The sequence below is a fragment of the Mammaliicoccus sp. FSL K6-3158 genome (assembly GCF_038005105.1).
Lineage (GTDB): Bacteria > Bacillota > Bacilli > Staphylococcales > Staphylococcaceae > Mammaliicoccus > Mammaliicoccus sciuri.
The window spans coordinates 1,103,460-1,129,463 of sequence record NZ_JBBOSL010000001.1; the positions used below are offsets into that span (position 1 = coordinate 1,103,460).

At 32.5% G+C, this 26,004-nt stretch carries 24 protein-coding genes and 1 riboswitch; of the genes, 14 read left to right on the plus strand and 10 right to left on the minus strand.

Features of this window, described 5'->3' with window-relative positions; genetic code table 11:
- Nucleotides 1-97: 97 nt before the first annotated feature.
- The 4 genes from MHH94_RS05590 to MHH94_RS05605 are packed head-to-tail and all read right to left on the minus strand — an operon-like array spanning nucleotide 98 to nucleotide 3,559.
- Nucleotides 98-787, minus strand: coding sequence for an ABC transporter permease (locus MHH94_RS05590; RefSeq protein ID WP_058592000.1), 690 nt, complete (start codon nucleotides 785-787; stop codon nucleotides 98-100).
- Nucleotides 787-1,740 carry an osmoprotectant ABC transporter substrate-binding protein gene (locus MHH94_RS05595; RefSeq protein WP_058592001.1) on the minus strand — a complete coding sequence of 318 codons (954 nt, stop codon included), beginning with the start codon at nucleotides 1,738-1,740 and terminating at the stop codon, nucleotides 787-789. Before MHH94_RS05595 ends, MHH94_RS05590 begins: the two co-directional genes overlap by 1 nt.
- A gap of 15 nt (nucleotides 1,741-1,755) precedes the next feature.
- Complete coding sequence (locus MHH94_RS05600) at nucleotides 1,756-2,391, minus strand: ABC transporter permease (RefSeq protein ID WP_025905237.1); 636 nt, start codon at nucleotides 2,389-2,391, stop codon at nucleotides 1,756-1,758.
- A 13-nt stretch (nucleotides 2,392-2,404) separates the two neighbouring features.
- On the minus strand, nucleotides 2,405-3,559 hold the full coding sequence (locus MHH94_RS05605; RefSeq protein WP_048539534.1) for a betaine/proline/choline family ABC transporter ATP-binding protein: 1,155 nt from the start codon (nucleotides 3,557-3,559) through the stop codon (nucleotides 2,405-2,407).
- A 252-nt stretch (nucleotides 3,560-3,811) separates the two neighbouring features.
- Between MHH94_RS05605 and MHH94_RS05610 the strand changes: the two genes are divergently transcribed.
- The 5 genes from MHH94_RS05610 (at nucleotide 3,812) to ribH (ending at nucleotide 9,203) form a co-directional block, all read left to right on the plus strand.
- Nucleotides 3,812-5,326: an FAD/NAD(P)-binding protein gene (locus tag MHH94_RS05610; protein ID WP_340840059.1), complete on the plus strand. Its 1,515-nt coding sequence runs from the start codon at nucleotides 3,812-3,814 to the stop codon at nucleotides 5,324-5,326.
- 242 nt (nucleotides 5,327-5,568) lie between these two features.
- A riboswitch (FMN riboswitch) is annotated at nucleotides 5,569-5,701 on the plus strand.
- Between the two features lie 143 nt (nucleotides 5,702-5,844).
- Nucleotides 5,845-6,891, plus strand: coding sequence for a bifunctional diaminohydroxyphosphoribosylaminopyrimidine deaminase/5-amino-6-(5-phosphoribosylamino)uracil reductase RibD (ribD, locus tag MHH94_RS05615; RefSeq protein ID WP_058592003.1), 1,047 nt, complete (start codon nucleotides 5,845-5,847; stop codon nucleotides 6,889-6,891).
- Between the two features lie 4 nt (nucleotides 6,892-6,895).
- Complete coding sequence (locus MHH94_RS05620) at nucleotides 6,896-7,528, plus strand: riboflavin synthase (protein WP_340840060.1); 633 nt, start codon at nucleotides 6,896-6,898, stop codon at nucleotides 7,526-7,528.
- Nucleotides 7,529-7,539: 11 nt separating this feature from the next.
- Nucleotides 7,540-8,712: a bifunctional 3,4-dihydroxy-2-butanone-4-phosphate synthase/GTP cyclohydrolase II gene (locus MHH94_RS05625; protein ID WP_058592005.1), complete on the plus strand. Its 1,173-nt coding sequence runs from the start codon at nucleotides 7,540-7,542 to the stop codon at nucleotides 8,710-8,712.
- Between the two features lie 20 nt (nucleotides 8,713-8,732).
- Nucleotides 8,733-9,203, plus strand: coding sequence for a 6,7-dimethyl-8-ribityllumazine synthase (ribH, locus tag MHH94_RS05630; RefSeq protein WP_058592006.1), 471 nt, complete (start codon nucleotides 8,733-8,735; stop codon nucleotides 9,201-9,203).
- 40 nt (nucleotides 9,204-9,243) lie between these two features.
- On the opposite strand, the gene MHH94_RS05635 is transcribed toward ribH, so the two are convergent.
- Nucleotides 9,244-10,248 carry a proline dehydrogenase family protein gene (locus tag MHH94_RS05635; protein ID WP_048539540.1) on the minus strand — a complete coding sequence of 335 codons (1,005 nt, stop codon included), beginning with the start codon at nucleotides 10,246-10,248 and terminating at the stop codon, nucleotides 9,244-9,246.
- Between the two features lie 861 nt (nucleotides 10,249-11,109).
- Between MHH94_RS05635 and MHH94_RS05640 the strand changes: the two genes are divergently transcribed.
- Nucleotides 11,110-11,445, plus strand: a complete 336-nt coding sequence (locus MHH94_RS05640) for a hypothetical protein (protein ID WP_048539542.1) — start codon at nucleotides 11,110-11,112, stop codon at nucleotides 11,443-11,445.
- A gap of 42 nt (nucleotides 11,446-11,487) precedes the next feature.
- Here the strand turns inward: MHH94_RS05640 and MHH94_RS05645 are convergent, their stop codons facing one another.
- Complete coding sequence (locus MHH94_RS05645) at nucleotides 11,488-11,997, minus strand: gamma carbonic anhydrase (RefSeq protein ID WP_106417427.1); 510 nt, start codon at nucleotides 11,995-11,997, stop codon at nucleotides 11,488-11,490.
- Nucleotides 11,998-12,081: 84 nt separating this feature from the next.
- On the opposite strand from MHH94_RS05645, the gene MHH94_RS05650 reads away from it, so the two are divergent.
- A complete protein-coding gene (locus tag MHH94_RS05650) occupies nucleotides 12,082-12,900 on the plus strand; it encodes an alpha/beta fold hydrolase (RefSeq protein ID WP_025905248.1) in 819 nt (272 codons plus the stop codon).
- Nucleotides 12,901-12,981: 81 nt separating this feature from the next.
- Nucleotides 12,982-13,389: a transcriptional regulator, SarA/Rot family gene (locus MHH94_RS05655; protein ID WP_025905249.1), complete on the plus strand. Its 408-nt coding sequence runs from the start codon at nucleotides 12,982-12,984 to the stop codon at nucleotides 13,387-13,389.
- Between the two features lie 755 nt (nucleotides 13,390-14,144).
- Here the strand turns inward: MHH94_RS05655 and MHH94_RS05660 are convergent.
- Entirely contained in the window at nucleotides 14,145-14,702 is a 558-nt protein-coding gene (locus tag MHH94_RS05660) for a class I SAM-dependent methyltransferase (protein WP_340840062.1), read from the minus strand.
- A complete protein-coding gene (locus MHH94_RS05665; protein WP_048539546.1) occupies nucleotides 14,699-15,658 on the minus strand; it encodes a TIGR01212 family radical SAM protein in 960 nt (319 codons plus the stop codon). The genes MHH94_RS05660 and MHH94_RS05665 overlap by 4 nt, the downstream gene beginning before the upstream one ends.
- Nucleotides 15,659-15,777: 119 nt before the next feature.
- Between MHH94_RS05665 and MHH94_RS05670 the strand changes: the two genes are divergently transcribed.
- From MHH94_RS05670 to MHH94_RS05680, 3 genes are all read left to right on the plus strand, one after another.
- Nucleotides 15,778-16,953, plus strand: a complete 1,176-nt coding sequence (locus tag MHH94_RS05670; protein WP_078355921.1) for an MDR family MFS transporter — start codon at nucleotides 15,778-15,780, stop codon at nucleotides 16,951-16,953.
- A gap of 291 nt (nucleotides 16,954-17,244) precedes the next feature.
- A complete protein-coding gene (gene leuS / locus MHH94_RS05675) occupies nucleotides 17,245-19,629 on the plus strand; it encodes a leucine--tRNA ligase (protein WP_078355920.1) in 2,385 nt (794 codons plus the stop codon).
- A gap of 21 nt (nucleotides 19,630-19,650) precedes the next feature.
- The gene (locus MHH94_RS05680; protein WP_048539549.1) at nucleotides 19,651-19,962 is read left to right on the plus strand and encodes a rhodanese-like domain-containing protein; all 312 of its coding nucleotides are present in this window, start codon (nucleotides 19,651-19,653) and stop codon (nucleotides 19,960-19,962) included.
- Nucleotides 19,963-20,103: 141 nt separating this feature from the next.
- Here MHH94_RS05680 and MHH94_RS05685 read toward each other — a convergent pair whose 3' ends face one another.
- Both MHH94_RS05685 and MHH94_RS05690 read right to left on the minus strand, forming a co-directional pair.
- Nucleotides 20,104-21,456 (minus strand): IS1182 family transposase, encoded by a 1,353-nt coding sequence (locus MHH94_RS05685; RefSeq protein ID WP_232202269.1) that lies wholly within the window; start codon nucleotides 21,454-21,456, stop codon nucleotides 20,104-20,106.
- Between the two features lie 321 nt (nucleotides 21,457-21,777).
- Complete coding sequence (locus MHH94_RS05690) at nucleotides 21,778-23,037, minus strand: BaiN/RdsA family NAD(P)/FAD-dependent oxidoreductase (RefSeq protein ID WP_078355919.1); 1,260 nt, start codon at nucleotides 23,035-23,037, stop codon at nucleotides 21,778-21,780.
- Nucleotides 23,038-23,159: 122 nt separating this feature from the next.
- On the opposite strand from MHH94_RS05690, the gene MHH94_RS05695 reads away from it, so the two are divergent.
- From MHH94_RS05695 to MHH94_RS05705, 3 genes are all read left to right on the plus strand, one after another.
- Nucleotides 23,160-24,794 (plus strand): putative polysaccharide biosynthesis protein, encoded by a 1,635-nt coding sequence (locus MHH94_RS05695; protein WP_049318619.1) that lies wholly within the window; start codon nucleotides 23,160-23,162, stop codon nucleotides 24,792-24,794.
- A gap of 3 nt (nucleotides 24,795-24,797) precedes the next feature.
- A complete protein-coding gene (locus tag MHH94_RS05700; RefSeq protein ID WP_058592092.1) occupies nucleotides 24,798-25,505 on the plus strand; it encodes a pseudouridine synthase in 708 nt (235 codons plus the stop codon).
- Nucleotides 25,506-25,568: 63 nt separating this feature from the next.
- Nucleotides 25,569-25,994: a YtxH domain-containing protein gene (locus MHH94_RS05705; protein WP_048539552.1), complete on the plus strand. Its 426-nt coding sequence runs from the start codon at nucleotides 25,569-25,571 to the stop codon at nucleotides 25,992-25,994.
- Nucleotides 25,995-26,004: the final 10 nt, after the last annotated feature.

The following is a 26,004-nucleotide window of genomic DNA, read 5'->3' on the forward strand; positions in this document are numbered from 1 at the left end:
AAGTTATTAATGTAAATTATTTAAGTTTTTTCTTAGGTGAAAGTATTAAAATAACAATAGTTGATACAATTACTTTTAATATAAATTTCATTTAATATCACTCCGAAAGTGTTTGAGGTTGTGGACCTTTTTGCTTTCTCTTTGTTGGGTCTAATTTCTTTTCAATAAAGCCTAATATTAAATCACTTAGTACTGCTAGTAAAGCGGTAGGGATTGCACCGGCTAAAATAAGTGATGTACCATCAGTAGCGTTTGTACCTCTAATAATGATATCACCAAGTGTAGACGATCCAATAAATGATCCGATTGCAGTAACACCAATTGCAATAACGAATGCGATTCTTATACCCCCAATCATTACTGATAACGAAAGGGGAAGTTCAACCATCGTTAAGATTTGACGGGATGTCATACCCATACCTTTACCAGCATCTTTAATACTAGAACTTACGTTATTAATACCCGTATACGTATTTTTGATAATCGGTAACAACGCGTATAAGAATACTGTCATTACAACAGTGTTTGAACCAAGTCCCATCACAAGCATTAATATCGCAAGTAGGGCAAGTGCTGGGATTGTTTGAATAATATTAGCTAGCGAAATGACAAAGCCAGATAATTTAGAATATCTAGCAATGAAAATGCCTATTGGTATACCTATTATAACCGCAAATAACACACCATAAACAGAAATAAGTAAATGAGTTAGAAAAAGTTGAAATATATATCCACCATTTGTTGCGTAATAATCGACTAATTGTGACCATACATGATTATCAACCACTATTTCTCACCATCCTTTTCATCGTCAAAATAATTGTGCTTTTTAAGGAATTCCTCAGCTACTACAGCAGGTTCTTTAAGGTTATTATCTGCTTCGTAGTTTAATTTTTGCATTTGTTCTGTAGAGATTTTTCCTCTTAATTTATTCATTGCGCGATCAACGTAAGGTTTTTCTTTAATTAAAGATTTTGTAACTAATGGACTTGCATCGTAAGGAGGGAAGAAATTCAAGTCATCTTCAAGCACAACTAAATCATAGCTCGCAATTCTTCCGTCTGTTGTATAACCTAAAACAACGTCCATTTTACCTGTGTTTAACGCATCATATACAAGGCCAATTTGCATTGGACGAGTACGTTTAAAATCGAAACCATATTTTTCTTTAAATGCTGGGTATCCATCTCCAGGACGTTTCATCCAAGATGAGTCAACGCCAGCTTCTAATTTATTTGCTACTTTTTTCATGTCTGAAACTTTTTTCAGATTGTATTTCTTAGCTGTTTCTTTCGTAACCATCATGGCATAAGTATTTTCGAAACCATATGAACCATACCATTTTTGATCATAATCTTTATTGAACGATTCTCTTACTACTTTTAAAGCTTTTTTAGGATCAGTGATAGGGTCTTTACCCAATGCACCCGTTAAATCAGTTCCCGTATATCTAGCACTTGAAATGTTAACATCTCCACTATTTTGAGCATTAAATGTAACAGTTGATGATCCTAAATTATTGATAAGCTGTATATTATTTTCTTTTACGTTATCTTTTTTAGCTTCATGTTCTATCATCAATTTATCAATATGTCCCATAATTTGTGATTCACTTGTATTTTGCATACCTATTTTTATTGAGTTTTCATCACCTGAAGCGCCAAGAAAAGGTAATGAACATCCAGATAAAATGACAGATAAAGCCATGATAGGCAATAACAGTTTAAAATATCTATTCATGTTTATATTTCCTCCTTATCTTGAAACTTTTAACCCTTTAGGTGTAACCCATAGTTCAACTTTAGAAAGTACAAAGTCCATAATAAGCGCGATTAATGTAACACTTATGGCACCGCCAATAATTAAATCAGGTTGGTATAAGTTCAAACCATTAAAGATAAAGTCACCTAAACCACCAGCACCAATGAAACTTGCTAATGTTGCCCAACTGATTGCATAAACACTTGATAAACGAACGCCACTCATAATGACTGATATAGCAAGTGGTAATTCAATCATGAACATTTCTTGGAATTTTGTCATACCCATACTTAGTCCGGCTGCTTTAACATTTTTATCAACATTATTAATGCCGATATATGTGTTGTTTAAAATCGGTAATAAGATATAAATAAATAATGCTAAAATGGCAGGTAATTTACCAACACCTAAGAAAGGAATCATAAGTGCTAATACTGCTAATGACGGAACGGTTTGTAGAACACTTGCAATAGATAATACAACTTTGGCTAACTTTTTAGTTCGTGTTAATAAAATGCCAAGCGGTATCGCTACGATCATTGCTAAAAGTAAAGCTAATAATGAAATATAGAAGTGTTCCAGTGTCTTCTGAAGTAGTTCGTTTCCGTTAACTTGTAAGAATTCAATCACTATTTTTCACTCCTTATTTGATATCACTTTTTTCAGTTGCTTCTGTTTCCTCGGTTTGTCCCCATATAGAATCGTAAACAATATCTACTAAGCTTGCTCTTGTTATAACACCTTTTATGTAATATTGTTCATCAACAACAGGGATTAATCTCACATTTCGTTTTAAAATTGTACGAACAGAGTCTTGAAGCATCGTACCTGTCTTAACTGTATAAATATCTCGATGCATAATATCGATAATGTCTGATTTTTTACGATATCCTTCGTTTAAATCTTCAATATCAATATATCCAACAAGTTTACCTTTTACATTTGTAATAAATAGGGTATCTACGCGTCGCTCTCTCATAATTGAAACAGCTTCGTCTATTGTCTTCTCAGAAGTGATGGCAATTGGATCTTTCATTGCATCATCAACAACACGTATGTTAGGTCTATCTTGAATAAGTCTGTTTTGACCGATAAACTCGCGTACAAAATCATTAGCTGGATTTTTTAAAATATTGTTTGGTGAATCAAATTGAATGATTTCACCTTGAGACATAATACAAATTCTATCTGCCAATTTAATCGCTTCATCCATATCGTGCGTTACAAATATAATGGTTTTACCAAGTTTTTGTTGTAGTGTCTTTACAAGGTCTTGCAATGTATCTCTTGTAATAGGGTCTAAAGCACCAAATGGTTCGTCCATTAAAATGATATCTTGGTCTGCTGCAAGTGCTCTTACAACACCAATACGTTGTTGTTGTCCACCAGATAATTGAGATGGATATAAATCTAAATATGATTCTGGTAAGTCTACTAATTTGATAAGTTCTTTAGCTTTTTTTTCTTTTTCTTCTTTAGTCCATTTAAGTAATTTAGGTACTAAAACGATATTTTCACGTATCGTCATATGTGGCATTAAACCAATTTGTTGAATGACATAACCTATATTTCTTCTTAAATTAACTGGATTCATCTTGCTTAAATCTTTCCCGTCAAGCGTAATTGTCCCGCTAGTTGGCTCTATCATGCGGTTAATCATTCTTAAAGCAGTTGTCTTCCCGCTACCACTCGTACCGATAAAAGCGATAAATTCACCAGATTCAATTTTCATATTGATGCTGTCTACGGCTTTTTTTCCGCCACGATAAACTTTAGTTAAGTCTTGGATTGATAACATAATACTTCTCCTTTTTTTGAAATTTATAATAATGACGTTTATTATTATAACACAATAGTTGCATAATTATGAAAATCGCCCAAATCGTGTAATTTATGTTTATTGTTATTTAAAAAAAGGAATAAATAAAAAAAGTGTGAATGAGACTAATGTTATATATAAAGACATGTTATGTTTTTCACATGTATAATAGATTTATAAAATTGAATGATTTTTGCATATTATGCATCGAGAGATTTGGAGGGGTACAATTTGAAAGTAGCAATAATAGGAATGGGAACTGCTGGTGTTAGTACATTAAACCAATTAGCAAAACATAAAAAATTCAAAAAAATTACGATAGATATATTTGATAGTGTCGAAGATATGGGTATGGGTAAGCCATTTCAAAATGATAGTGATCGATTACTCATTAACTTACCAGCTAATCAAATGTCTTTAAGTCCAGATGATACGAAAGATTTTAAGAAATGGTATAAGAAAAATGATGATTTTGACTATGGTAAAGCGAAATATTTACCAAGATTAGTATTTGGCCATTATATGAAGTCTATTTTAAATGACTTATTAAATAAACACGATAATATATTCGTACATAAGCATAAAGTTGATAGTTGCTATGTCGAAGAAATTAAAGATGAAAGAGGACAATATAAAATAGATGTCTGCTATATAGAAGATGATGAAGCGGTATGCCAAAAGTATGACTATGTCTTTTTGACTATTGGTACTTTACCTTATAAAGATCCGTACAATTTATCTGGATTAAAAGGGTATATTGAATCACCATATCCAACAATTAAAGCATTACGTGATGTTAAAGAAAATGATGATATTGCGATAATTGGAACAGGACTTAGTTCAATAGATGTCATTAGATTTGTAATGGAAAATCATAAACAACTTCCAATAACTGTAGCTTCAAGACATGCTCAATTTCCGACAGTTAGAGGTATTAAACATGAAATCAATTTGAAGTATATTACGAAAGATTCAATAGAAAAGTTAAAAAAGACGCATAAAGGTATCGCACCATTAAAAGAAATAGAAAACCTCTTTGCGAAAGAATGTGAATATCAAAATATTAACTTGAAAAAAATGCTTTATCGATTTAAAAAAGATAATGTAGCGAATATGAAATATGATTTAAGACATGAAGATGAAGTAGGGCATTTTCAATCATTTGTTGAAGAAGTAAAACATCATATGATTCCAGTATGGAATGCCATGACAATCGATGATAAAACGACATTTTTAGAAAAGTATGGGCATCACTTTAAACGTAATGCGAATCCAATGCCTCAATCATCAGCTAAGCAATTAATCGAATGGATTGAAAATGGAGACATTGTCGTTAAAGAAGGATTAGAAAATGTACGAAAATATTACGGTAAATTTAGAATTAAATATGAAGGCGAACAAGAAGAAGCAAGTTATCATTATGTTATTAATGCGACTGGTCCTAAAAAACATTTATCAGAATTGACAGAAGAAGAGCATTTTATTAAAGGATTAGAGAACAAGCAAATTATAGCTGCACATCCATTTGGAGGTATTCTAGTAATGCCATATTCAAATGAAGTTATTAGTCCTAAATTCGGTACAATGCCTAATTTAAAAGTGATTGGACAATTAACAAGTGGTGTTAATTTTGATGTAAATGGCGTTTCATTATTAGTCGATCAATCCGTAAGAGCCGTAAATGATTTATACGTTGAATTAGAAGAAAGAAAAAAAGTTAAAAAGGCGAAATCTAAAAAGAAATAGTATAGAGGAAGTTGAAATGTAAGCTTGAGATAGTGTTTAATGTCTCAAGCTTCATTTTATGTACGGATGATTGGGTAGTTAGAAGCAGTTTTGTTACGAAGTGCAAATACTGGGGTCGTTATCAGCATTTTAAAACCATCATACAAATACTAACTATATAAATTTAACTTCTTCATTTGTAATTCTTAGTGAAATGGTATAGAATGATGTCATCAGTGATTACTGATATATAATTTAATAATATATTCTTTCGGGGCAGGGTGAAATTCCCAACCGGCGGTATAATAGCCCGCGACCCATAAGTGAATTTTCATTTATGGCTGATTCAGTAACATTCTGAAGCCGACAGTATAGTCTGGATGGGAGAAAGAATAGACGACAGCGTATGCTATACGCTTATTTCGTTATACTTAAAATGTTAAAGTCTTTTTTCATAAAAGGCTTATTTCGTGATACATTTTTACTCCCAACCACCGAAAAGTGATTTTCGGTGGTTTTTATTTTTAGGAGGTAAAGAAATGAATCAATATTTAGATTTTGCAATTGATTTAGCTGAACGTGTACAAGGACAGACGGGTACGAATCCTTCTGTTGGTGCAGTTATTGTTAAAAATCATAAAATCATAGGTTTTGGTGCACATTTAAAAAAAGGTGAAGCACATGCTGAAATACAAGCTTTAAAAATGGCAGGTGAAGAAGCTCAAGGTGCAACAATATATGTTTCTTTAGAACCTTGTTCACACTATGGTTTAACACCACCATGTGCTAAAGCGATTATCGACAACGGTATTCAATCAGTTGTATATGCAGTCAAAGATGGTTCTCTTAAAAATAGTGGTCATGAAATGTTGTACGAAGCTGGAATAGATGTAAAACATGAGCCTTCTAAAAGAGCAGAAGACTTATATGAGGCTTTTTTTCATCAACAACAAACGAAATTACCATTTATTACTTTGAAAATTTCTACGAGTCTAGATGGTAAAGTTGCGACAGATTACAAAGAAAGTAAATGGATTACATCTAAAGAAGTTAAACAAGATGTATTAAAATTGCGCTCACAACATGATGCAATTATTACAGGTGGGATGACAGTTCGTGAAGATAATCCATTATTAACTACTCGTAATCCCAATTTAAGTAATCCAACTAGAATTGTTTTAACAGAGCAATCACACTTTGGTGGTGATTATGAAATATTCAAAGATGAAGATAATCCTGTTATTGTTGTAACGAGTTCGGAATCATTTCACACGTACGAGTACCAGCATATTAAAGTTAAGAACAGTGATTTATCAAATTTAAAAACGATTATAAAAGATTTATATGAAGATGGATATGCTCAAGTGATGGTTGAAGCAGGTCCTAAACTTGTAAGTCAGTTTATTGAACAAGACTTAGTAGACCAATTAATTATTTATCAAGCCCCGAAGATGATTGGTGGTCAAGGAAAATATCAATATTATCAAACGCAAGATGTCGTTCCTTTATCCAATAGTAAATTATTTCAAATTATATCAACAGAAATCATTGGTGGAGATCTTAAAATAACATTAAGAAAGAAGTGACAAGATGTTCACAGGACTCATTGAAACAGTTGGTGTGATCAAGAATACAAGCACAAACCAAGGCGTTAAAACATTAACAATTGAAGCCAATGAAATAATGGATGATTTATCTTTAGGTGATTCCGTTGCTGTTAATGGTGTTTGTCTGACCGTTACTGAGAAAGCAAGTTCTACTTTTAAAGTGGAAGTGATTACTGGAACAATCTCAGTAACTTATTTAGAACATTTGAAAATGAATGACAAAGTAAATCTTGAAAGAGCGATGTTAGCAAATGGAAGATTTGGTGGTCATTTTGTAAGTGGGCATGTAGATGGTCAAGGCATTATTAAACATATTTCAAAGAGACAAGATGAATGGATTATTGAAATATCTACAGAAGCGCATTTATTAAATCAAATGATTGATAAAGGATCTATCACAGTTGATGGTGTTAGTTTGACAATTTTTAAATTATATCCTCAAAAATTTGAAATTCATTTAATCCCTGAAACGAGAGATCGAACAATCTTTGTTAATAAGAAACAAGGTGACAGCGTACATGTTGAAACGGATTTGTTATTTAAATATGTGCAGAAAGCAACAGGACAAAATCATTCAAATTTATCCGAAGAGAAATTACTTAATCTAGGATTTTAGGAGGCTATAACATGTTTGATAACGTAGAAGATGCCATACAAGAACTTAAAAGTGGTAAACCGATTATTGTAGTAGATGATGAAGATAGAGAAAATGAAGGTGACCTCGTCGCAATTTCTGAGTATTTAACAGCTGAAACGATTAATTTTATGGCTACACATGCGAGAGGTTTAATCTGTGCACCGATAAGCAGCGAAATTGCCCAACAATTTGGTTTGAAATTGATGACTGAAACGGGTGATAAATATAAGACTGCATTTACTGTAAGTATTGATCATGCATCAAGTACGACAGGTATAAGTGCTTTTGAAAGAGCGGATACGATTAAAGCATTAATTAATGAAACGTCACCAACAGCATTCGTTCAACCAGGTCATGTATTTCCATTAATAGCTAAAGACAATGGTGTTCTTGAAAGAATAGGTCATACAGAAGCTTGTGTAGATTTAGCGAAACTTTCTGGAGCGAAACCAGCTGGTGCTATTTGTGAAATTATGAATGATGATGGCACGATGGCTCGTAGAGATGATTTATATCAATTTAAACGTAAACATGGTTTATTAATGATAACAATTGATGAACTTGTAAAGTATAGAAAACGTCATGATCAAATTATTCATCTTGAATCTAAAGTTAAGTTGCCAACTTCATATGGTGAATTTGATATGTATGGCTTTACATCGCAATTAGATGATAAAGAATATATTGTCATTAGTTCAGGAGAAATTAAAGAAGGTATGAATGTACGTATTCATTCTGAATGTGTGACAGGTGATATTTTCCATAGTGCTAGATGCGATTGTGGAGAACAGCTTGAATATTCAATGAAATACATTCAAGAACATGGTGGCATGATTTTATACTTACCTCAAGAAGGTAGAGGAATAGGACTGATCAATAAACTTAAAGCATATGAACTTATTGAACAAGGTTATGATACGATTACAGCTAATGAAGCTTTAGGCTTTGAAGCGGATTTAAGAGATTATACTGAAGCGAGTCAAATTTTGAAATACTTTAATATAGAAGAAATTCAACTCATCAGTAATAATCCAGATAAATTTAATCAATTACAAGATTTAGGTATACGTGTTTCTAATAGAGTTCCAGTTGTCATTGAACCGAATGAAACAAATGCATCATATATCAATACTAAAAAGCATGAAATGGGTCATTTAATATAAAATAGAATGGAGTTTTTAAAATGAAATTTGAAGGTAAAATGGATGGATCACAATTAAAAGTAGCAATCGTCGTGAGTAGATTTAACGATTTTATAACAGGTCGTTTATTAGATGGTGCTAAAGATACTTTAATTAGACATAACGTGGATGAAGAAAATGTTCATGTAGCATATGTACCAGGCGCGTATGAAATTCCTTTAGTAGCTAAAAAATTAGCGAAGTCAGGGAAATACGATGCGGTCGTAACATTAGGCTGTGTAATTAGAGGGGCGACTACACATTATGATTATGTATGTAATGAAGTTGCTAAAGGTATTTCTAAAGTAAATGATGAAACAGATGTACCAGTAATATTTGGAATCGTAACAACAGAAACAATTGAACAAGCGATTGAAAGAGCAGGAACAAAAGCAGGTAATAAAGGTGGAGATGCTGCCTTAGCTGCAATTGAAATGGCAAACTTACTTAAAAATATTGAAACACAAATATAAAAACAAAGAAGCCAGGACAAGCGTTCTGGCTTCTTATGTATTATTTTTTCTTCGCTTTAGCGATTCCGCCTATACTTAATAAGGTTAAGCCAGCTATTACACTAGCTCCGATAGCGATTTTTCCTTTATTCTTTTCACTAAAGATATCTAATAACATTAAATTAATATTTTGTGGTCTTTCTGCTAATCTTCTCATGAAGTAACCGAACCAATCTTCCCCAAATGGTACGTACATACAGAAATTATAGCCTTCATTAGCGATTTGATATGCATAATCTGTTCTAAAACCATATAACATTTGGAATTCAAATGAATCTCTTGAGATGTTATGATCTTTAACAAATTGTTTAACATGATTAATAACATTATGATCGTGTGTTGCAATTGAAGTGAATGCTTTAGCAGTTAATAATCTTTTTTCAATCAATGCTATATAATTTTTGTCAATTTCTTCTTTAGTTTGATAAGCAATATGAGGTGCTTCCTTATATGCACCTTTAACTAATCGTAATCGCACATCATCGTATTTATCCATAATATTCATAGCATCAAATAAGTATGCTTGAATAACAGTCCCTACATTTTTGAATTCACCCTTAAGTTTATCAACTATTTCCGTAATACCAACTAAATCTTCATATTTTTCAGCATCTATGTTCACAAATGTATTTCCGTATTCATGAGCTTTTAACAAAATTTCTCTCGTATTTTGATAAGCAAACTCTCTATCAATATTGAGACCTAATTGTGTAAGCTTAATCGAAACATGCGCATCAATATTAGCATTGTAGTTTCTTCGCATAATTTCAACAATATTTTGTTGAGCTTCTAAAGCTTCTTGACGTGATGTTACGAATTCCCCTAAATTATCTAACGTACATGAAATTCCCTTCATATTTAATCTTTCAACTGTATCGATTGTTGAATCAATATCAACGCCCGCTACGACCTTGTTTGCACCTAGTGCAGGACCCATTTTCTTAGCTGATTCATTCATGAATTTGTTGTTAGATAATGCAATAAAAAAATCTTTTACGACAGGCATAGCAAGTCCTCCTTAAATATATTTATTCATTTAATTTATTTTATCATGGAAATACAAATTTAGTTAAGCGTTTACATTTTTAATATAATGTAAAATTATACTAATTATGAATTCTGACACGAAAAAGAACGCCCCCGTAAGGCTTTCCATAATATTGACAATATTTTGTCCGAAATTAAAAATTATATACATGTATATTATTGTAGTTTAATTGGATTTGTATAATGCCTTTGAACAATTAAATCTTAAACGTATTTAGGATTTTCTCCATATTTGTTTGGTGCTTTATGTCCGTCACCACATGCCATAAGTAGAATTGCAAGATTTAAAAATAAACAAATAATCAATAAGACGGCATATAGTACAGTCATAGAAGTACTTGTAACTGAATCTTTAAATAAACTATATAAAATATCTAAAATAAAAGTAAGTGCATATGTAATAGTAAAAAAGAAACTGATTGGGAAAATCAGTTTCTTTTTTAATTCATTATTATTTAAATTTTTTTAATATTGCTTATTATGGTTTAGGGGGTTGATTGATTGACTTGCTCATAGTTTGGTAAAATGGGTTCTGCTGCTATGCTAATTGCATGTGGTAGAAATGTGAATATAAACAAAGAAATAATTATTTTTTTAAAGAAATGCATTTTATCATGCTCCTTTAAAGGCGTCTTATGTTACATCTTTAAAGTAACACGACAATATGAATTGATTGCTAATTCAATGTAAAGATTTAATGGCTATTAATGTTAATTTTATGTTAAGGAAAGCAATGAATCTTTATAATATCTTAATAATTATAGCTGGTTTATCGTGATACAATTAATGTATTAGAAATGACTGTAAAGGAGAAATCGGGATGTTTAGGGATATGGCATTTTATATGTTTGGGAAACCTTTAGATAGTTTCGTGCAATTGTTTATTTTTGAGCCAATTGTGATTGGTATTATAGCAATTTTAGTGGCGATGATTACTAAAAAGTCATGGACAGTTTTTGTTACAATCATTGCTTTAAATATTATTGATAATTTCTTACTCGTTAACTACCACTTTAGTGGGGCAGGTATAGGCACAATATTAGTTCAGAATGTTGTCTTCTTCTTTGAGAAGTTCTTCTCAATGTTTTATGAAATTATTATCGCTTATATCGTTGTAAAATTACCGTTTATGCATAGCAAATTTAAAATAGCGTAACAAAAAAGGATTGGGACATTGCGTCTCAATCCTTTTTATTATTTATTGATCTGCTTTATAAATCTCAGCTTTTTCAATATAAGATGCATTGATTCTTTTTAATTCATTATAGTCATCTTCTGTCAATTCTCTAATGACTTTTGCAGGACGACCAAATGCTAACGTATGTGGTGGGATTTTCTTTCCTGGTGGAACGAGTGATCCAGCACCGATAAATGCATATTCTCCAATTTCTGCACCGTCAAGAATAGTTGAATCCATTCCGATTAACGCGTGCTTGCGAATAATACTAGAATGTAATGTCACTTTATGACCAACTGTTACAAAATCTTCTATTATAAGTGGTTGATTAAGGCTTTGGTGTAAACAACATAAATCTTGGATATTAACACCTTCACCTATAATTGTAGGGGCAACATCACCTCTAATAACTGAGTTGAACCATACTGAGCTTTTAGGACCGATTGTAATATCACCAATTAAAGTTGCATTTTCAGCAATATAACAGCTTTGATCGATTTGTGGTTTTTGACCTTTAAAAGATTTAATCATTCAAGATTCTCCATTCTTTTGAAAAATTTTGTTATACTAAGTTTAACAAAAAAGTAGCTATATAGGTAAAAGGAGTAATATATTATGTGGAAATGGGAAACTGAGAAAGAAGCTAAAGGAATTGTAGTAATTGTACATAATATGCTAGAACATACAGGAAGATACGCATACGTAATCACTAAGCTACGACGAGAAGGTTACCATGTTATTATGGGTGACTTAAAAGGACAAGGACAAACTTCCCGTGTACATAGAGGACATGTTGATAAATTTGAAGAATACCATGAACAAGTACTTGAATGGATATCTATTGCAGAAGAATATCACTTACCAGTATTTACGTTAGGTGTTGGTTTAGGTGGACTTATTCTACTTAATTTATTAGAAAAAGTAGATTTAAAAGTAGAAGGCGTACTATTGATTTCACCATTAGTTGCTTTTCAACAAAATATTTCAACAAGACGTAATTTCTTAGCTTCAAGTTTCGGTACAGTTGCGAAAGATGCTAAGTTTGATACGGGCATTAAAGTAGAAAGCTTAACAAGAAACAAAGAAGTAATAGATGATACGAATAAAGATGCTTTAATGTTAAATAAAGTGAGTTACCACTGGTACAAGACTATCTTAGAAACAATGAAAGCAACAATGGAAAATATTCACCACATATCTCCAATTCCTACATTACTTATGCTAGGTACAGAAGATAAAATAGTAGATACAGAATCAATTCGTCAAATCGGTAAAACAATCAATACTAACGAATTATATTTTAAAGCTTGGCACGGACTTAATCATGAAGTACATAATGAACCAGAACGAGAAAATGTAATGAAATATATCATATCATTTATGAATAATCGCATTCACTACGTAGGATTACTTATTGATGATGAAACTGAATAATTTATAAAATATAATGCAAACAAGCTTAAACGATACTATATCGGGTATATAACCCATATAGAGAGCGTTGGAGGCGAGTTTATGACAGAAAAAGTAAATAACGTAAGTGATTTAATTTTATTAGATGATATCCAAAAAAATATAAATATTATTTTTTATAAAATTGAAGAAAAGTTTGATATAGAAAAAGAAGAGTTTCTTACATTAATCATGTTATGGAATAACGGATCGATGAGTTTGAAAGAGTTGGATGGTTATATAGATATTAAGCCATACAAACGAACAAGATTATACAATAACCTTGTGAAAAAAGGATGGATTAAGAAAGTGCGCCCAGAGAATGATGAAAGAACTGTAATTGTTGAAGTGAATAAAGACTTCGAAGACAAGAAAGATGCAATTATCGATTTCGCTTGTGAAGAAATCAAAAATAGAAAAGAACATTTTGAAAAACAATTTGAGTCAATCGTTAATACTTGTAATATTTAATTAAAACGCAAACCTGTTGAGTAGGTTTGCGTTTTGTCATTAGATTGAGAAACATGTGAGTTAAAGGTGAAGTAAGCACACGAGTCGTGGCTTAAGTATTGAATAAAGCCAAGAGATGAACCAAGTCATGGCTTAAGTCGAGAGTAAAGCCAAGAGATCGACCAAGTCATGTCTTAAGTACCGAATAAAGCTAAGAGATTGACCAAGTCGTGGCTTAAGTACCGAGTAAAGCCAAGAAATGAACCAAGTCGTGGCTTAAGTATTGAATAAAGCCAAGAGATGAACCAAGTCATGGCTTAAGTACCGAGTAAAGCAAAGAGATTGGCCAAGTCGTGGCTTAAGTCGAGAGTAAAGCCAAGAAATGAACCAAGTCGTGGCTTAAGTACCGAGTAAAGCCAAGAGATCGACCAAGTCATGGCTTAAGTATTGAATAAAGCCAAGAGATGAACCAAGTCATGGCTTAAGTCGAGAGTAAAGCCAAGAGATCGACCAAGTCATGTCTTAAGTACCGAATAAAGCTAAGAGATTGACCAAGTCGTGGCTTAAGTCGAGAGTAAAGCCAAGAGATGAACCAAGTCATGTCTAAAGTGATGAGTAAACCCAAGAGATCGACCAAGTCATGGCTTAAGTACCGAATAAAGCTAAGAGATGATCCAAGTCATACCTTAACCACCGGATATATCCAAAAACCTCCAATATCACATAAAAAACGCAAACCCATTCCCAAGGTTTGCGTTCTGTCATTTCACTCATTTTTATCTTTTTTCAATTGCTATTATATATGGTGGATTGTTTTTTTGATTTATAAATTGATAGTGGAGCACGTGTGCTGATTGTTGATCTATTGAAATAACATGATTGATGACTTCGTTAGATTCTATCTGTCCTTCTGGGTGTCCTGGATATACGACTAATACGATGATGCCATTTTTACTTGTCATTTCGAATAGACTTTCAATTGCTTTAATTGTTGTCGGTGCATTCGTTGTAATATGTTTATCGCCTTTTGGTAAATAGCCTAAATTAAATATTGATGCGTCTATTTGCTCATGACGTTCTTTTATTATAGGTGCTGCATTTTCGTGACCTGTTTGATAATAATGAATATTACTATATGCTTCTGTTTTGATTTTAGTATTATTAATGGCTTCTTCTTGTATATCGAACGCGTATACTTCGCCGTTTGGAACTTGATTAGCAAGGAAAAGTGTATCGTTGCCATTCCCACATGTTGCATCAACTACGATACTTTTATCCGTTATATGTGTTGCTATTAAATCTCTTGCGAATGGTAAAATTCCTTGAACAATCATTTTTGAACTTGTTCTGCTTTCTTGAATTTAGATCCTTGCATTGTGCCGCGTTCTTTAAGTTCATTGTCTATAGCATTAAGGACTTCCCATTTATTTACACTCCACATAGGTCCAACCATTAAATCGATAGGGCCATCACCTGTAATACGATGAATGATCATTTCTTCTGGTAAAATTTCTAATTGGTCACAAACGAGTTGCGTATAATTATCTTGAGTCATGAATTCAAGCATACCTTTTTCGTATTGTTTAACCATTGGTGTACCTTTAAGTAGGTGTAACAAATGAATTTTAATCCCTTGAACGTCCATTTGTGCGACTTCTTTTGCTGTTTCCATCATCATATTGTAATCTTCACCAGGTAAACCATTAATGATATGTGTACATATATTGATATTGTGTTTTCTTAATTTAGCAATACCTTCGTAATAGCATTTCATATCATGTGCACGGTTAATTAAATCTGAAGTTTCTTGGTGAACGGTTTGTAATCCAAGTTCTACCCATAAATATGTTCTTTCATTTAATTCTGCTAAGTATTCTACAACATCATCTGGTAGGCAGTCTGGTCTTGTTGCAATTGATAGTCCAACTACATTTTCTTCTGATAAAGCAGCTTCGTATTTTTCTCTTAATACTTCAACTGGCGCATGCGTATTTGTAAAAGCTTGAAAATAAGCGATATATTTTCCTTCGGACCATTTTTCATGCATTTTGTCTTTAATTTCTTTAAATTGTACATGGATTGGTTCTGCACGGTTACCTGCAAAGTCTCCACTCCCGGCTGCTGAACAAAATGTACAACCCCCATGTGCTACTGTGCCGTCACGGTTTGGACAATCAAATCCACCATCTAATGCTATTTTAAAAATCTTCTCACCAAATTTATTTCTTAAATGATAATTCCATGTATGATATCTTTTGTTATCAAATGCATAACGGAATTGTTCTGTCATTATATTTCACATCCTGTTCTACAAACTTATCTAAAGCATTTTAACATATAATATTGAACTTTTGCAGAAAAAGGTTTAGACTATTAAAATTGACAAAATTTGAGAGGAGGTTGAAATCCTTGAGAATGCCGAAAATTGTTAAAATGCTCATCATAGGAATGGCGATCAATATTACAGGATCAAGTTTCTTATGGCCACTTAATACAATATATATGAATGAAGAATTAGGTAAGAGTTTAAGTACAGCTGGTATCGTTTTAATGATTAATGCATTCGGGAGTGTAATCGGGAATTTATTAGGCGGAAGTTTATTCGACAAAATTGGTGGGTTTCGTTCTATAATTTTTGCCTCTATTTTAAATATTTTAAGTTTAATCGGGTTAAACTTTTTAAATGATTGGCCATGGTATCCGTTTTGGCTTGTGATACTTGGTTTCGGTGGAGGCGTGATTGTGCCAGCTATTTATGCAATGGCTGCTGCAAGTTGGCCAAACGGAGGACGCACAACATTTAATGCAATTTATCTTGCTCAAAACTTAGGTGTTTCTATTGGAGCTGCAGCAGGTGGGTTTGTAGCGGACTTTAGCTTTAATTATATTTTTATGGCGAACTTACTACTATATGTCTTATTTATCATAATTGCTTTAAAATATTACAACATAGATTTAGATATTCATTTGAAAAATGATGAAGGCATCACGAGTGCTATGCAAGTTAAAGATAAAAGTAAATTTACTGCACTTATACTTCTATGTGTTATGTTTAGTTTATGTTGGATTGGTTATGTTCAGTGGCAAACGACAATTGCGACTTATACACAATCAGTTGGTATATCCTTGAAACAATATAGTTTCCTTTGGACAATAAATGGTGTATTGATTTTAGCAGGACAACCTTTAATTGCACCGTTTATCAATAGATTCAAAGAGAAATTGAAATTACAAATGTTTATAGGGCTAACGATTTTTATTTTAAGTTATGTGATTACAAGCTTTGCTGAACAATTTACAATGTTTGTTGTAGGGATGGTTATTTTAACATTTGGAGAAATGTTTGTATGGCCAGCAGTACCTGCAATTGCAAATAAATTAGCACCTAAAGGCAGAATGGGTGCATATCAAGGTATTGTAAACGCATCTTCAACAATAGGAAAAGCATTTGGGCCAGTTATAGGTGGCGTAATAGTTGATATGTTTGATATGAAAATGATGTTTTACAGTATGATATTACTTATTTTAATAGGTTATTACTTTTTATACATTTATGATAGAGGTATTTCAAAGCAAGATACATGATATTAACAAATAAGACTTGCAAAATATATTGAAATTGCATAATATTAGGTTGTATATAAGAAAAGTAGCTTTAATGCGAATCTTAAGAGAGTCAGTGGTGCTGAGAACTGATGATATCCATTAAGTGAACTTATGAACGATTCATTATTTATTAAAAGCAATCTTAAACCATATAAATGAAGCGCACTTAATTGTGAATTCTGGGTGGTACCGCGGCATATTTATTCAAGTCGTCCCAACTGTTATGATGGTTGGGATGGCTTTTTTTTATTTTATAGGAGGAACGAACAAATGAATTATAATCATCAACAAATCGAAAAGAAATGGCAAGATTTTTGGGCAGCTAACAAAACATTTAAAGCTAACGATAATCTTGGACAAAAGAAATTTTACGCTTTAGATATGTTTCCATATCCATCTGGCGCTGGTTTACATGTAGGACATCCTGAAGGTTATACTGCTACAGATATCGTCTCAAGATATAAAAGAATGCAAGGGTATAATGTACTTCACCCAATGGGATGGGATGCATTTGGTTTACCAGCTGAGCAGTATGCTATTGATACAGGGAATGATCCTAAAGAATTTACAGCTAAAAATATAGCGACTTTTAAAAGACAAATTCAAGAGCTAGGTTTCTCATATGACTGGGATAGAGAAGTGAATACAACTGACCCAGATTACTATAAATGGACACAATGGATTTTCATTCAATTATATAATAAAGGATTAGCATATGTTGATGAAGTAGCTGTAAACTGGTGCCCAGCGCTAGGTACAGTGTTATCTAATGAAGAAATTGTTGATGGTGTTTCAGAACGTGGAGGACATCCAGTTGTTCGCAAACCTATGAGACAATGGGTATTAAAAATCACTGAATATGCGGATCGTCTATTAGAAGATTTAGATGAATTAGATTGGCCAGAATCTATTAAAGATATGCAAAGAAACTGGATTGGTAGATCTGAAGGTGCTGAATTAAAATTTAATATTGATAATACAGATTTATCATTTGAAGTATTCACAACTCGTCCAGATACGATTTACGGTGCAACTTTTGCTGTACTATCACCAGAACATCCTTTAGTAGATTTAATTACGACTGAAGATGAAAAAGAAGCGGTTGAAGCATATAAATTAGCAGCTTCTCGTAAATCTGACTTAGAAAGGACAGATTTAGCAAAAGATAAAAGTGGTGTATTCACTGGAGCATTTACGACAAACCCATTCACTGGCAAAAAAATGCCGATTTGGGTTGCAGATTATGTGTTAATTAGTTATGGAACAGGTGCTGTTATGGCAGTTCCAGCACATGATGAAAGAGATGCTGAGTTTGCAGAGAAATTCAATTTAGATATCATCACTGTATATGATGATGATGGTAAAATGATTGATTCAGATGCATTAAATGGCTTAACAAAAGAAGAAGCAGTACCTAAAGCGATTGAATTACTTGAAGAAAAAGGTATCGGTCATAAAAAAGTAAGCTATAAATTAAGAGATTGGTTATTTAGTAGACAACGTTATTGGGGTGAACCAATTCCAGTTATACATTGGGAAGACGGTACAATGACAACAGTTCCTGAAGAAGAACTTCCACTAATTCTACCTGAAACAGATCAAGTTAAACCATCAGGTACAGGAGAATCACCTTTAGCTAATATTGATGAATTTATTAATGTTGTAGATCCTAAGACAGGTATGAAAGGGCGTCGTGAAACGAATACGATGCCACAATGGGCAGGTAGCTGTTGGTATTATTTAAGATATATCGACCCACATAACGATGAACAATTAGCTGATCCTGAAAAACTTAAACACTGGTTACCAGTTGATTTATATATCGGTGGTGTAGAACATGCAGTGCTTCATCTATTATATTCAAGATTCTGGCATAAAGTGTTATACGATATCGGTGTAGTTCCAACTAAAGAGCCTTTCCAAAAATTATTTAACCAAGGTATGATTCTTGGTGAAGGTAATGAAAAAATGAGTAAATCAAAAGGTAATGTCGTTAACCCTGATGATATTGTACGTTCTCATGGTGCTGACACATTACGTCTATATGAAATGTTCATGGGACCTTTAGATGCTGCAATTGCATGGAGTGAAAATGGACTAGACGGTTCACGTCGTTTCTTAGATAGAGTATGGCGTTTATTTGTTACAGAAGAAGGGAAAATTACGGATAAGGTCGTTGAAAACGAAACACCAGACCTAGATAAAGTCTATAACCAAACAGTTAAAAAAGTAACTGAAGACTTCGATACACTAAACTTCAATACTGCAATCAGTCAAATGATGGTATTCATCAATGATTGTTATAAACAAGATCAAATCAGCAAAGCATATGCTGAAGGTTTTGTAAAAATGTTATCACCAATTGCGCCACACATTTCTGAAGAATTATGGCAAAAACTTGGTCATAACGATTCTTTATCTTATGAAGAATGGCCAACATTTGATGAGTCACTACTAGTAGATAACGAAATAGAAATTGTTATCCAAGTTAACGGTAAACTAAAAGACAAAATCAAAATTTCTAAAGATTTAACTAAAAATGAAATGGAAGCAGTAGCAATGGATAATGAAAAAATCAAAGAAGCGATTGAAGGTAAAACAATCCGTAAAGTGATTGCAGTTCCACAAAAGTTAGTTAATATCGTAGCAAATTAATCAATTAGGAGTGTTCTAGTTATGAAAGAAATTACAGTAACAGAATTAGCAAACAAAATTACATCTAATAATCCAATTAATATAGTTGATGTGAGAGAAGATCATGAAGTAGCATTAGGTGTAATCCCTGGCGCTAAGCATATTCCAATGGGAGAAATTCCAAATGAATTAAATCATTTCTCTAAAGACCAAACATATTATATTGTTTGTGCAGGTGGCGTTAGAAGTGCTCGAGTAGTTGATTATTTAAATGACCACGACATTGATGCAGTAAACGTAGAAGGCGGCATGAATGAGTGGGGCGACGATGGTTTAGAAAACAAAAGAGTTTAATGAAGAAATAAATAAGGCTGAGACATTTAAAATGTCTCAGCCTCAGACTGTGGACAAACTGAACTTAAATTTATAAGTTCAGTTTGTTTTTTTATATAGATTAATTTTTTTCACTAAAATCATGATTAAACTATGTTTAATCTAGGCTATTTGTGGCTCTTTTACGAGCCACATTGCCAACTTTTTAAGATTCATGGCAGCACAAATAAGCGTGGTGTCCATGGAAACTTTTTTAATTCCTCTGTATCTAGTCCATCTCATACCATGCTGTTCTTTCGCATCACCAAATCGTCTTTCTACTGTTTGACTTCTTAGTTTATATGCTTTTTTAATTGTATCTACAAACCTTAAATCTTCGATTATATCTAAATCATCTTGCCATACATGTCTTCGAATTTCTCTAGTATAACTTCTATTTTCTGTACATTCATTTAGTAGTGGACATGATTTACATATAATAGGATTAGATTTGTATAATCTATGCCCTGTTGGCATAGTTCTTTTAAAAGTTAGTAATTTATCATTCGGACATATATAACTATCGTAATATTCATCATAAATAAACTCGTTAGTTTTAAATATTCCTGGCTTTCCTTTTGGTCTTGTATATGGCATTGCAGGTACAATTGATTTTTCAAGTAAATAATGCGCATTGAATGGCGTTTTGTATCCGGAGTCTACTGCTAGTGTGATAGGTAACATATTTTTTTCTTCTAATCTTTCAACCATAGGTTTCAACTGTGTACTGTCATGAACATTTCCAGGTGTGACATGTTGATCAATTATAAAACCATTTTTATCTACACAACTATGTAAGCTATACGCAAATTGTTTTTCTCTTTCACCTTTAACATAGTAACCAGCTTCTGGATCAGTAGTACTGACTTTCTTATTTTTAAACTCCTCCTTTTTCTTATTTTTTATAGGCTTTTTTCCTTGCGCTAACCTCTGTTGATTAATTTCATTATTAAGTTCTTCTTGGAAATGTAATGTATCCTTTTTTACAACCTGATTAATATATTTATTTTTATTCGCATTAGCTTTGATATGTGTTGAATCAATGAATAACGTTGAGTGGTCAATTAAGTTATTCTTAATCGCAATTTCTAATATTCTTTCGAATATTTGTTCAAACAGGTCAGTATCATGGAAGCGTCTTGTATAATTTTTACTGAATGTACCATAATGAGGGACTTTATCAAGAAAGCTAAATCCTAAATACCAACGGTAAGCTACGTTAGTTTCAATTTCTTTAATAGTTTGCCTCATTGATTTTATGCCAAATAATCTTTGAATCAGTAAGATCTTAACTAAGATAACAGGATCAATAGAAGGACGTCCGTTATCTAAACAGTATTTATCTTCAACAAGTTCATAAACGAAGTTTAAATCTAATACTTTATCAACTTTTCTCAATAAATGATTTTTAGGTACTAACTCTGAAACAGAAATCATTTCATATTGGTCACGTTTATTCTCAGATTTATTTAACATAGAATCAACTCCTAAATAAAATTTCAACTATATTATAAAACGGATTGTTAATTTTTGGTATTTTTTTAGCGCTGACTCCTGCGGGAACAGCATGATTCGAAGACTACAGGCTGAGAACATGCCCGCGGAAAGCATGCGCATAAAAAAAGTGCCGGCAAAGTCTAAGACTTTGTCGACACTCTGAGGCTGAGACATTTAAAATGTCTCAGCCTTAAATAATGTGTGAATATAATATAGGTTAAAGTTAGTAACAATTCCAAGTAGTTTTGTAAATAAGGAGGCCACATAACAAACACCAAACTATATACATTCTATAGAATTTTAATCATTAAATTGTGCGGCATTATAGCCTGCTACATACCCAGTGACAAGAGCGCTCGTAATATTATAGCCACCTGTATACCCATGGATATCTAGTACTTCACCTGAGAAGTAAAGCCCAGCACATATTTTGGATGCCATTGTATTGGGTTCGATTTCTTTAATATTAACACCACCACCTGTTACAAAAGCTTTATCAAGTGGGAGTGTACCATTTACTGTGAATGTAAATGATTTAAGGTTTTCCACGAATGTTCGGATGGCTTGTTGGGATAGGTGATGGTATGTCACATCTAAATCAATACTTGACTGTTGTACGATAAAATGTAAATATCTTTCTTGGACTAGTCCTTTTAGTGCATTTTTAATCGCTTTATTTGGTTCGTCTTTTAGTTTTTTTACAATTTGTTGTTCTAAGTCATGTGTTTTGATTTCTGGAAAGGCATCTATAGACACCTGTATGTCTGTTTTCTTTTGAGATTTTTGTTCTTTATACACAAATTGACTACATCTTAATGCTGCAGGTCCTGAAATACCAAAATGTGTAAATAACATGTCCATTTGATGTGTGATTCTAGGTTTACCATTTTTTTTGAGTACGGATAGTCCAACATTTTGTAAACTTAATCCTTGTAGTGTTTTGTTTTTAATGAATGGTTCACTTGATTTGATCGGTACTTCTGTTGGAAATAGTTCTGTTATAGAATGTCCTAAATTCTCAGCGAATTTATACCCATCTCCTGTCGAACCAGTATGTGGCACACTGCAACCACCTGATGCGATGATAACAGCCTTTGAAGGAATAAATGTACCATCTTGTAGTGTGACGCCTGTTATTCGTTGATTTTCACTTTCAATAGATGATACTGTAGTTTCTTGGCGTATTTCTACACCATTTTGTTTAATGGAATCAACTAGTGCATCAACAACATCTTGAGCGCGATTAGAAACAGGGAACATTCGACCGTGATCTTCTTCTTTTAATTGTACAGATCTAGATTCAAAAAATTGTATAATAGATTCATTGTCGAATGTTGAAAATGGACTATATAAGAATTTTCCATTACCAGGAATGTTTTTTATAATTTCTTCATAAGGTAAGCGGTTCGTAACATTACATCTACCGCCACCAGATATGCGGAGCTTTCGTCCTAAGCCTTTTTTCTTTTCGAGTAGCAAGACGTTTTTACCATTTGAACTTGCACTATATGCGGCCATTAAACCACTAGGTCCAGCGCCGATAATTATTGTATGATACATAAGTTACCTCCATAAATCGATGTAATAATATTTTAACGAATAATGTGTCTTTAAAAAAGTAGTAGAATAGAAATAAACCTGTTATTATTAAATTTAAAAGTAAATTAGATAGGGATGAAATTATGTCAGAAAGTAAAGCGCTAGTAAGGGGAACCTTCCTGCTTACTGCAAGTATTTTAATAACAAAAGTAATTGGTATTCTTTATTTAATACCTTTTTACGCTATTATAGGCGATGAAAAAAATCTTGCCCCATTTACATATGCTTATCAACCATACACAATCATGATAACAATAGCAACTGCGGGCGTTCCTTTAGCAGCTGCGAAATATGTATCTAAATATAACGCATTAGGTGCTTATAAAGTAAGTAGAAAATTATACCGGTCAAGCTTTTTAGTTATGACAGTATCTGGATTTATCGGATTTTTATTACTTTATTTCTTATCACCAACTATTGCTCAATTAACATTAGCAAATAAAGGTGGCATAGAAGGCGGTTGGAGTATAGAAGATATTACAACTGTTATTAGAACAATTAGTTTTGTTGTATTATTTATTCCATTACTTGCAACATGGAGAGGTATCTTCCAAGGATTTAATTCAATGGGTCCAACAGCTGTATCTGAAGTAACTGAACAAGTAGCGCGTATCGCATTTATACTTGGCGGAAGTTATATTGTATTAAATGTAATGGACGGTTCTGTGTTAATGGCCAACCAAGTTGCAACATTTGCTGCAGGTATCGGTGCAATTATTGCATTATTGACTTTACTTTATTTTTGGATGAAGAGAAGACATTTAATAAAAGCAGAAGTTGAACAAGATACAAGTGATATTGATGTTTCGTATATCAAAATATATAAAGAAATCATTAAATACAGTATACCATTTGTAATTGTAAGTTTATGTTTCCCGATTATAAACTTAATCGACCAATTTACACATAATACTGGATTAGCGATGGCAGGTGTAGGTAGTGAATTACAAGATATTTATTTCACAATGCTGAGCATGACAACTAATAAAATTGTTATGATTCCAACATCTCTTGCAGCAGGATTTGCAGTGAGTTTAGTTCCATTTATTACGAACACATATAATTCAGGTAGAATTGATGCAATGCATCATCAAATTAGAAAATCATTAGGCGTATTGCTATATTTAACAGTTCCAGCATCACTTGGCATTATGGTATTAGCACAGCCTTTATATAATGTGTTCTATAGTTATAATCCAATGGGTACAGAAATATTATTCTGGTATGCACCAGTTAGTATTTTAATTGCATTATTATCAGTAACAGCTTCAATGTTACAAGGTATTGATAAACAAGCTTTAACAGTTTGGATCGTTATTGCTTCATTAGTCATCAAAGCAGTTATAAACTTACCACTAATTATGGTATTTCATACATTAGGTGCTGTCATCGGTACGGCAATCGCATTACTAGTAGCTGTTATATTAAATTGTGTCGTCCTATATAAATATGCAGACTTTAAATTTAATATCACAATTTACCATACGTTAAGAATTACTTTCTATACTATAATCATGGTATTATTCGTTGAGTTAAGTTTCTTTATTGTGTCACTAATCATTGATCCAACATCAAAATTAGGTGCGCTGATTACGTTAATTGTCGGTGGATGTGTAGGTGTAATTGTATATGGTTATTTAACAATGCGTTCACGTCTAGCGGATGAATTTTTAGGTGATTTGACTGCTAAAATTAGACGCAAAATTAAGTGGGTGTAAATGATGAGATTAGATAAATTTTTAGCAAATTCAGGTATCGGAACAAGAAAAGAAGTTAAAAAGTTTCTAAAGAAAAATCTTGTTTCCGTTAATGATGAGATCGTTAAGAAACCTGAAATGCATATTAATCCAGAAGATGATGTTATAACATTTGATGATATCCCGATAGAATATGAACCAGTTGTATATTTAATGATGAATAAGCCAGCTGGATTTGTTTCAGCGACAGAAGATGATGAACATGAAACAGTCATTGATATTGTCCCAGAATATATGCACTTAGATTTATTTCCGGTTGGTCGTTTAGATAAAGATACAGAAGGTTTATTACTTCTAACAAACGATGGTAAATTCTCGCATCAACTTATGAGTCCAAAACAAAAAGTTGCTAAAAAGTATTATGTTGAAGTGTCTGCTCACATTTCAGATGATGCAATAGATATTTTTAAAGCAGGAATAGATTTAGGTGACTTTACATCTTCTCCAAGTGAATTAGAAATTGTAGAAAATGGAGAAGAGTCTATAGCTTATGTTACGATTTATGAAGGTAAATTCCACCAAGTTAAGAGAATGTTTCATGCGATTGGTTGTGAAGTAACGTATTTAAAACGTGTTCAAATAGCTGATTTAGAACTTGATGAACGTTTAGAACTTGGTGAGTATAGGCATTTGTTAGAAGAAGATTTTAAACTTTTAAATTTATCTGTTTAAAATGTTTAGAAAGATTTTCTCGGGGTATTATAATAACTATTAATTAAATAGAGGTGGATACAAATGGCTAAAAAAGCAGGATTATTTAGAACGTTAGTAGTATTAGGTGGAACTGCAGCAGCAGTTGTCTTATCTAAAAAAGAAAATAGAGATAAATTAAAAAATGAATACGGGAAATATAAAGAAGATCCAGAGAACTACAAAGAAAATGCTAAGCAAAAAGCAAACGAACTAAAAGGTAAAGCACAAGACGAGTACTCTAAATATAAAGAAGATCCAACTTCTTATAAAGAGTCAGCTAAAGAAAAAGCGAAAAATGAATTCCAAAAAGCAAAAGAAGATCCAAAAGGTTATGCATCAAATGCTAAATCTCGTCTAAAAAAAGAAGATGAAGATCCAACTGAACAAAGAGAAGCTAAATTTGATGATGAAGGCGGAACTGCAAACAACAATTTAAGAGTTGTTACAGAAGAAGATTTGAAGAAATAATTTCTCCTTA

Excerpts from the sequence above, each read along its gene's own strand:
- MHH94_RS05645 (WP_106417427.1), bottom strand. The coding sequence starts at position 11,997 with ATGATTAAATCTTTTAAAGGTCAAAAACCACAAATCGATCAAAGCTGT.
- ribD (WP_058592003.1), top strand. The coding sequence starts at position 5,845 with ATGAATCAATATTTAGATTTTGCAATTGATTTAGCTGAACGTGTACAA.
- MHH94_RS05640 (WP_048539542.1), top strand. The coding sequence starts at position 11,110 with ATGTTTAGGGATATGGCATTTTATATGTTTGGGAAACCTTTAGATAGT.
- MHH94_RS05655 (WP_025905249.1), top strand. The coding sequence starts at position 12,982 with ATGACAGAAAAAGTAAATAACGTAAGTGATTTAATTTTATTAGATGAT.
- MHH94_RS05595 (WP_058592001.1), bottom strand. The coding sequence starts at position 1,740 with ATGAATAGATATTTTAAACTGTTATTGCCTATCATGGCTTTATCTGTC.
- MHH94_RS05605 (WP_048539534.1), bottom strand. The coding sequence starts at position 3,559 with ATGTTATCAATCCAAGACTTAACTAAAGTTTATCGTGGCGGAAAAAAA.
- MHH94_RS05705 (WP_048539552.1), top strand. The coding sequence starts at position 25,569 with ATGGCTAAAAAAGCAGGATTATTTAGAACGTTAGTAGTATTAGGTGGA.
- MHH94_RS05635 (WP_048539540.1), bottom strand. The coding sequence starts at position 10,248 with ATGCCTGTCGTAAAAGATTTTTTTATTGCATTATCTAACAACAAATTC.
- MHH94_RS05650 (WP_025905248.1), top strand. The coding sequence starts at position 12,082 with ATGTGGAAATGGGAAACTGAGAAAGAAGCTAAAGGAATTGTAGTAATT.
- ribH (WP_058592006.1), top strand. The coding sequence starts at position 8,733 with ATGAAATTTGAAGGTAAAATGGATGGATCACAATTAAAAGTAGCAATC.
- MHH94_RS05625 (WP_058592005.1), top strand. The coding sequence starts at position 7,540 with ATGTTTGATAACGTAGAAGATGCCATACAAGAACTTAAAAGTGGTAAA.
- MHH94_RS05690 (WP_078355919.1), bottom strand. The coding sequence starts at position 23,037 with ATGTATCATACAATAATTATCGGCGCTGGACCTAGTGGTTTAATGGCC.
- leuS (WP_078355920.1), top strand. The coding sequence starts at position 17,245 with ATGAATTATAATCATCAACAAATCGAAAAGAAATGGCAAGATTTTTGG.
- MHH94_RS05620 (WP_340840060.1), top strand. The coding sequence starts at position 6,896 with ATGTTCACAGGACTCATTGAAACAGTTGGTGTGATCAAGAATACAAGC.
- MHH94_RS05700 (WP_058592092.1), top strand. The coding sequence starts at position 24,798 with ATGAGATTAGATAAATTTTTAGCAAATTCAGGTATCGGAACAAGAAAA.
- MHH94_RS05660 (WP_340840062.1), bottom strand. The coding sequence starts at position 14,702 with ATGATTGTTCAAGGAATTTTACCATTCGCAAGAGATTTAATAGCAACA.
- MHH94_RS05695 (WP_049318619.1), top strand. The coding sequence starts at position 23,160 with ATGTCAGAAAGTAAAGCGCTAGTAAGGGGAACCTTCCTGCTTACTGCA.
- MHH94_RS05665 (WP_048539546.1), bottom strand. The coding sequence starts at position 15,658 with ATGACAGAACAATTCCGTTATGCATTTGATAACAAAAGATATCATACA.
- MHH94_RS05685 (WP_232202269.1), bottom strand. The coding sequence starts at position 21,456 with ATGTTAAATAAATCTGAGAATAAACGTGACCAATATGAAATGATTTCT.
- MHH94_RS05680 (WP_048539549.1), top strand. The coding sequence starts at position 19,651 with ATGAAAGAAATTACAGTAACAGAATTAGCAAACAAAATTACATCTAAT.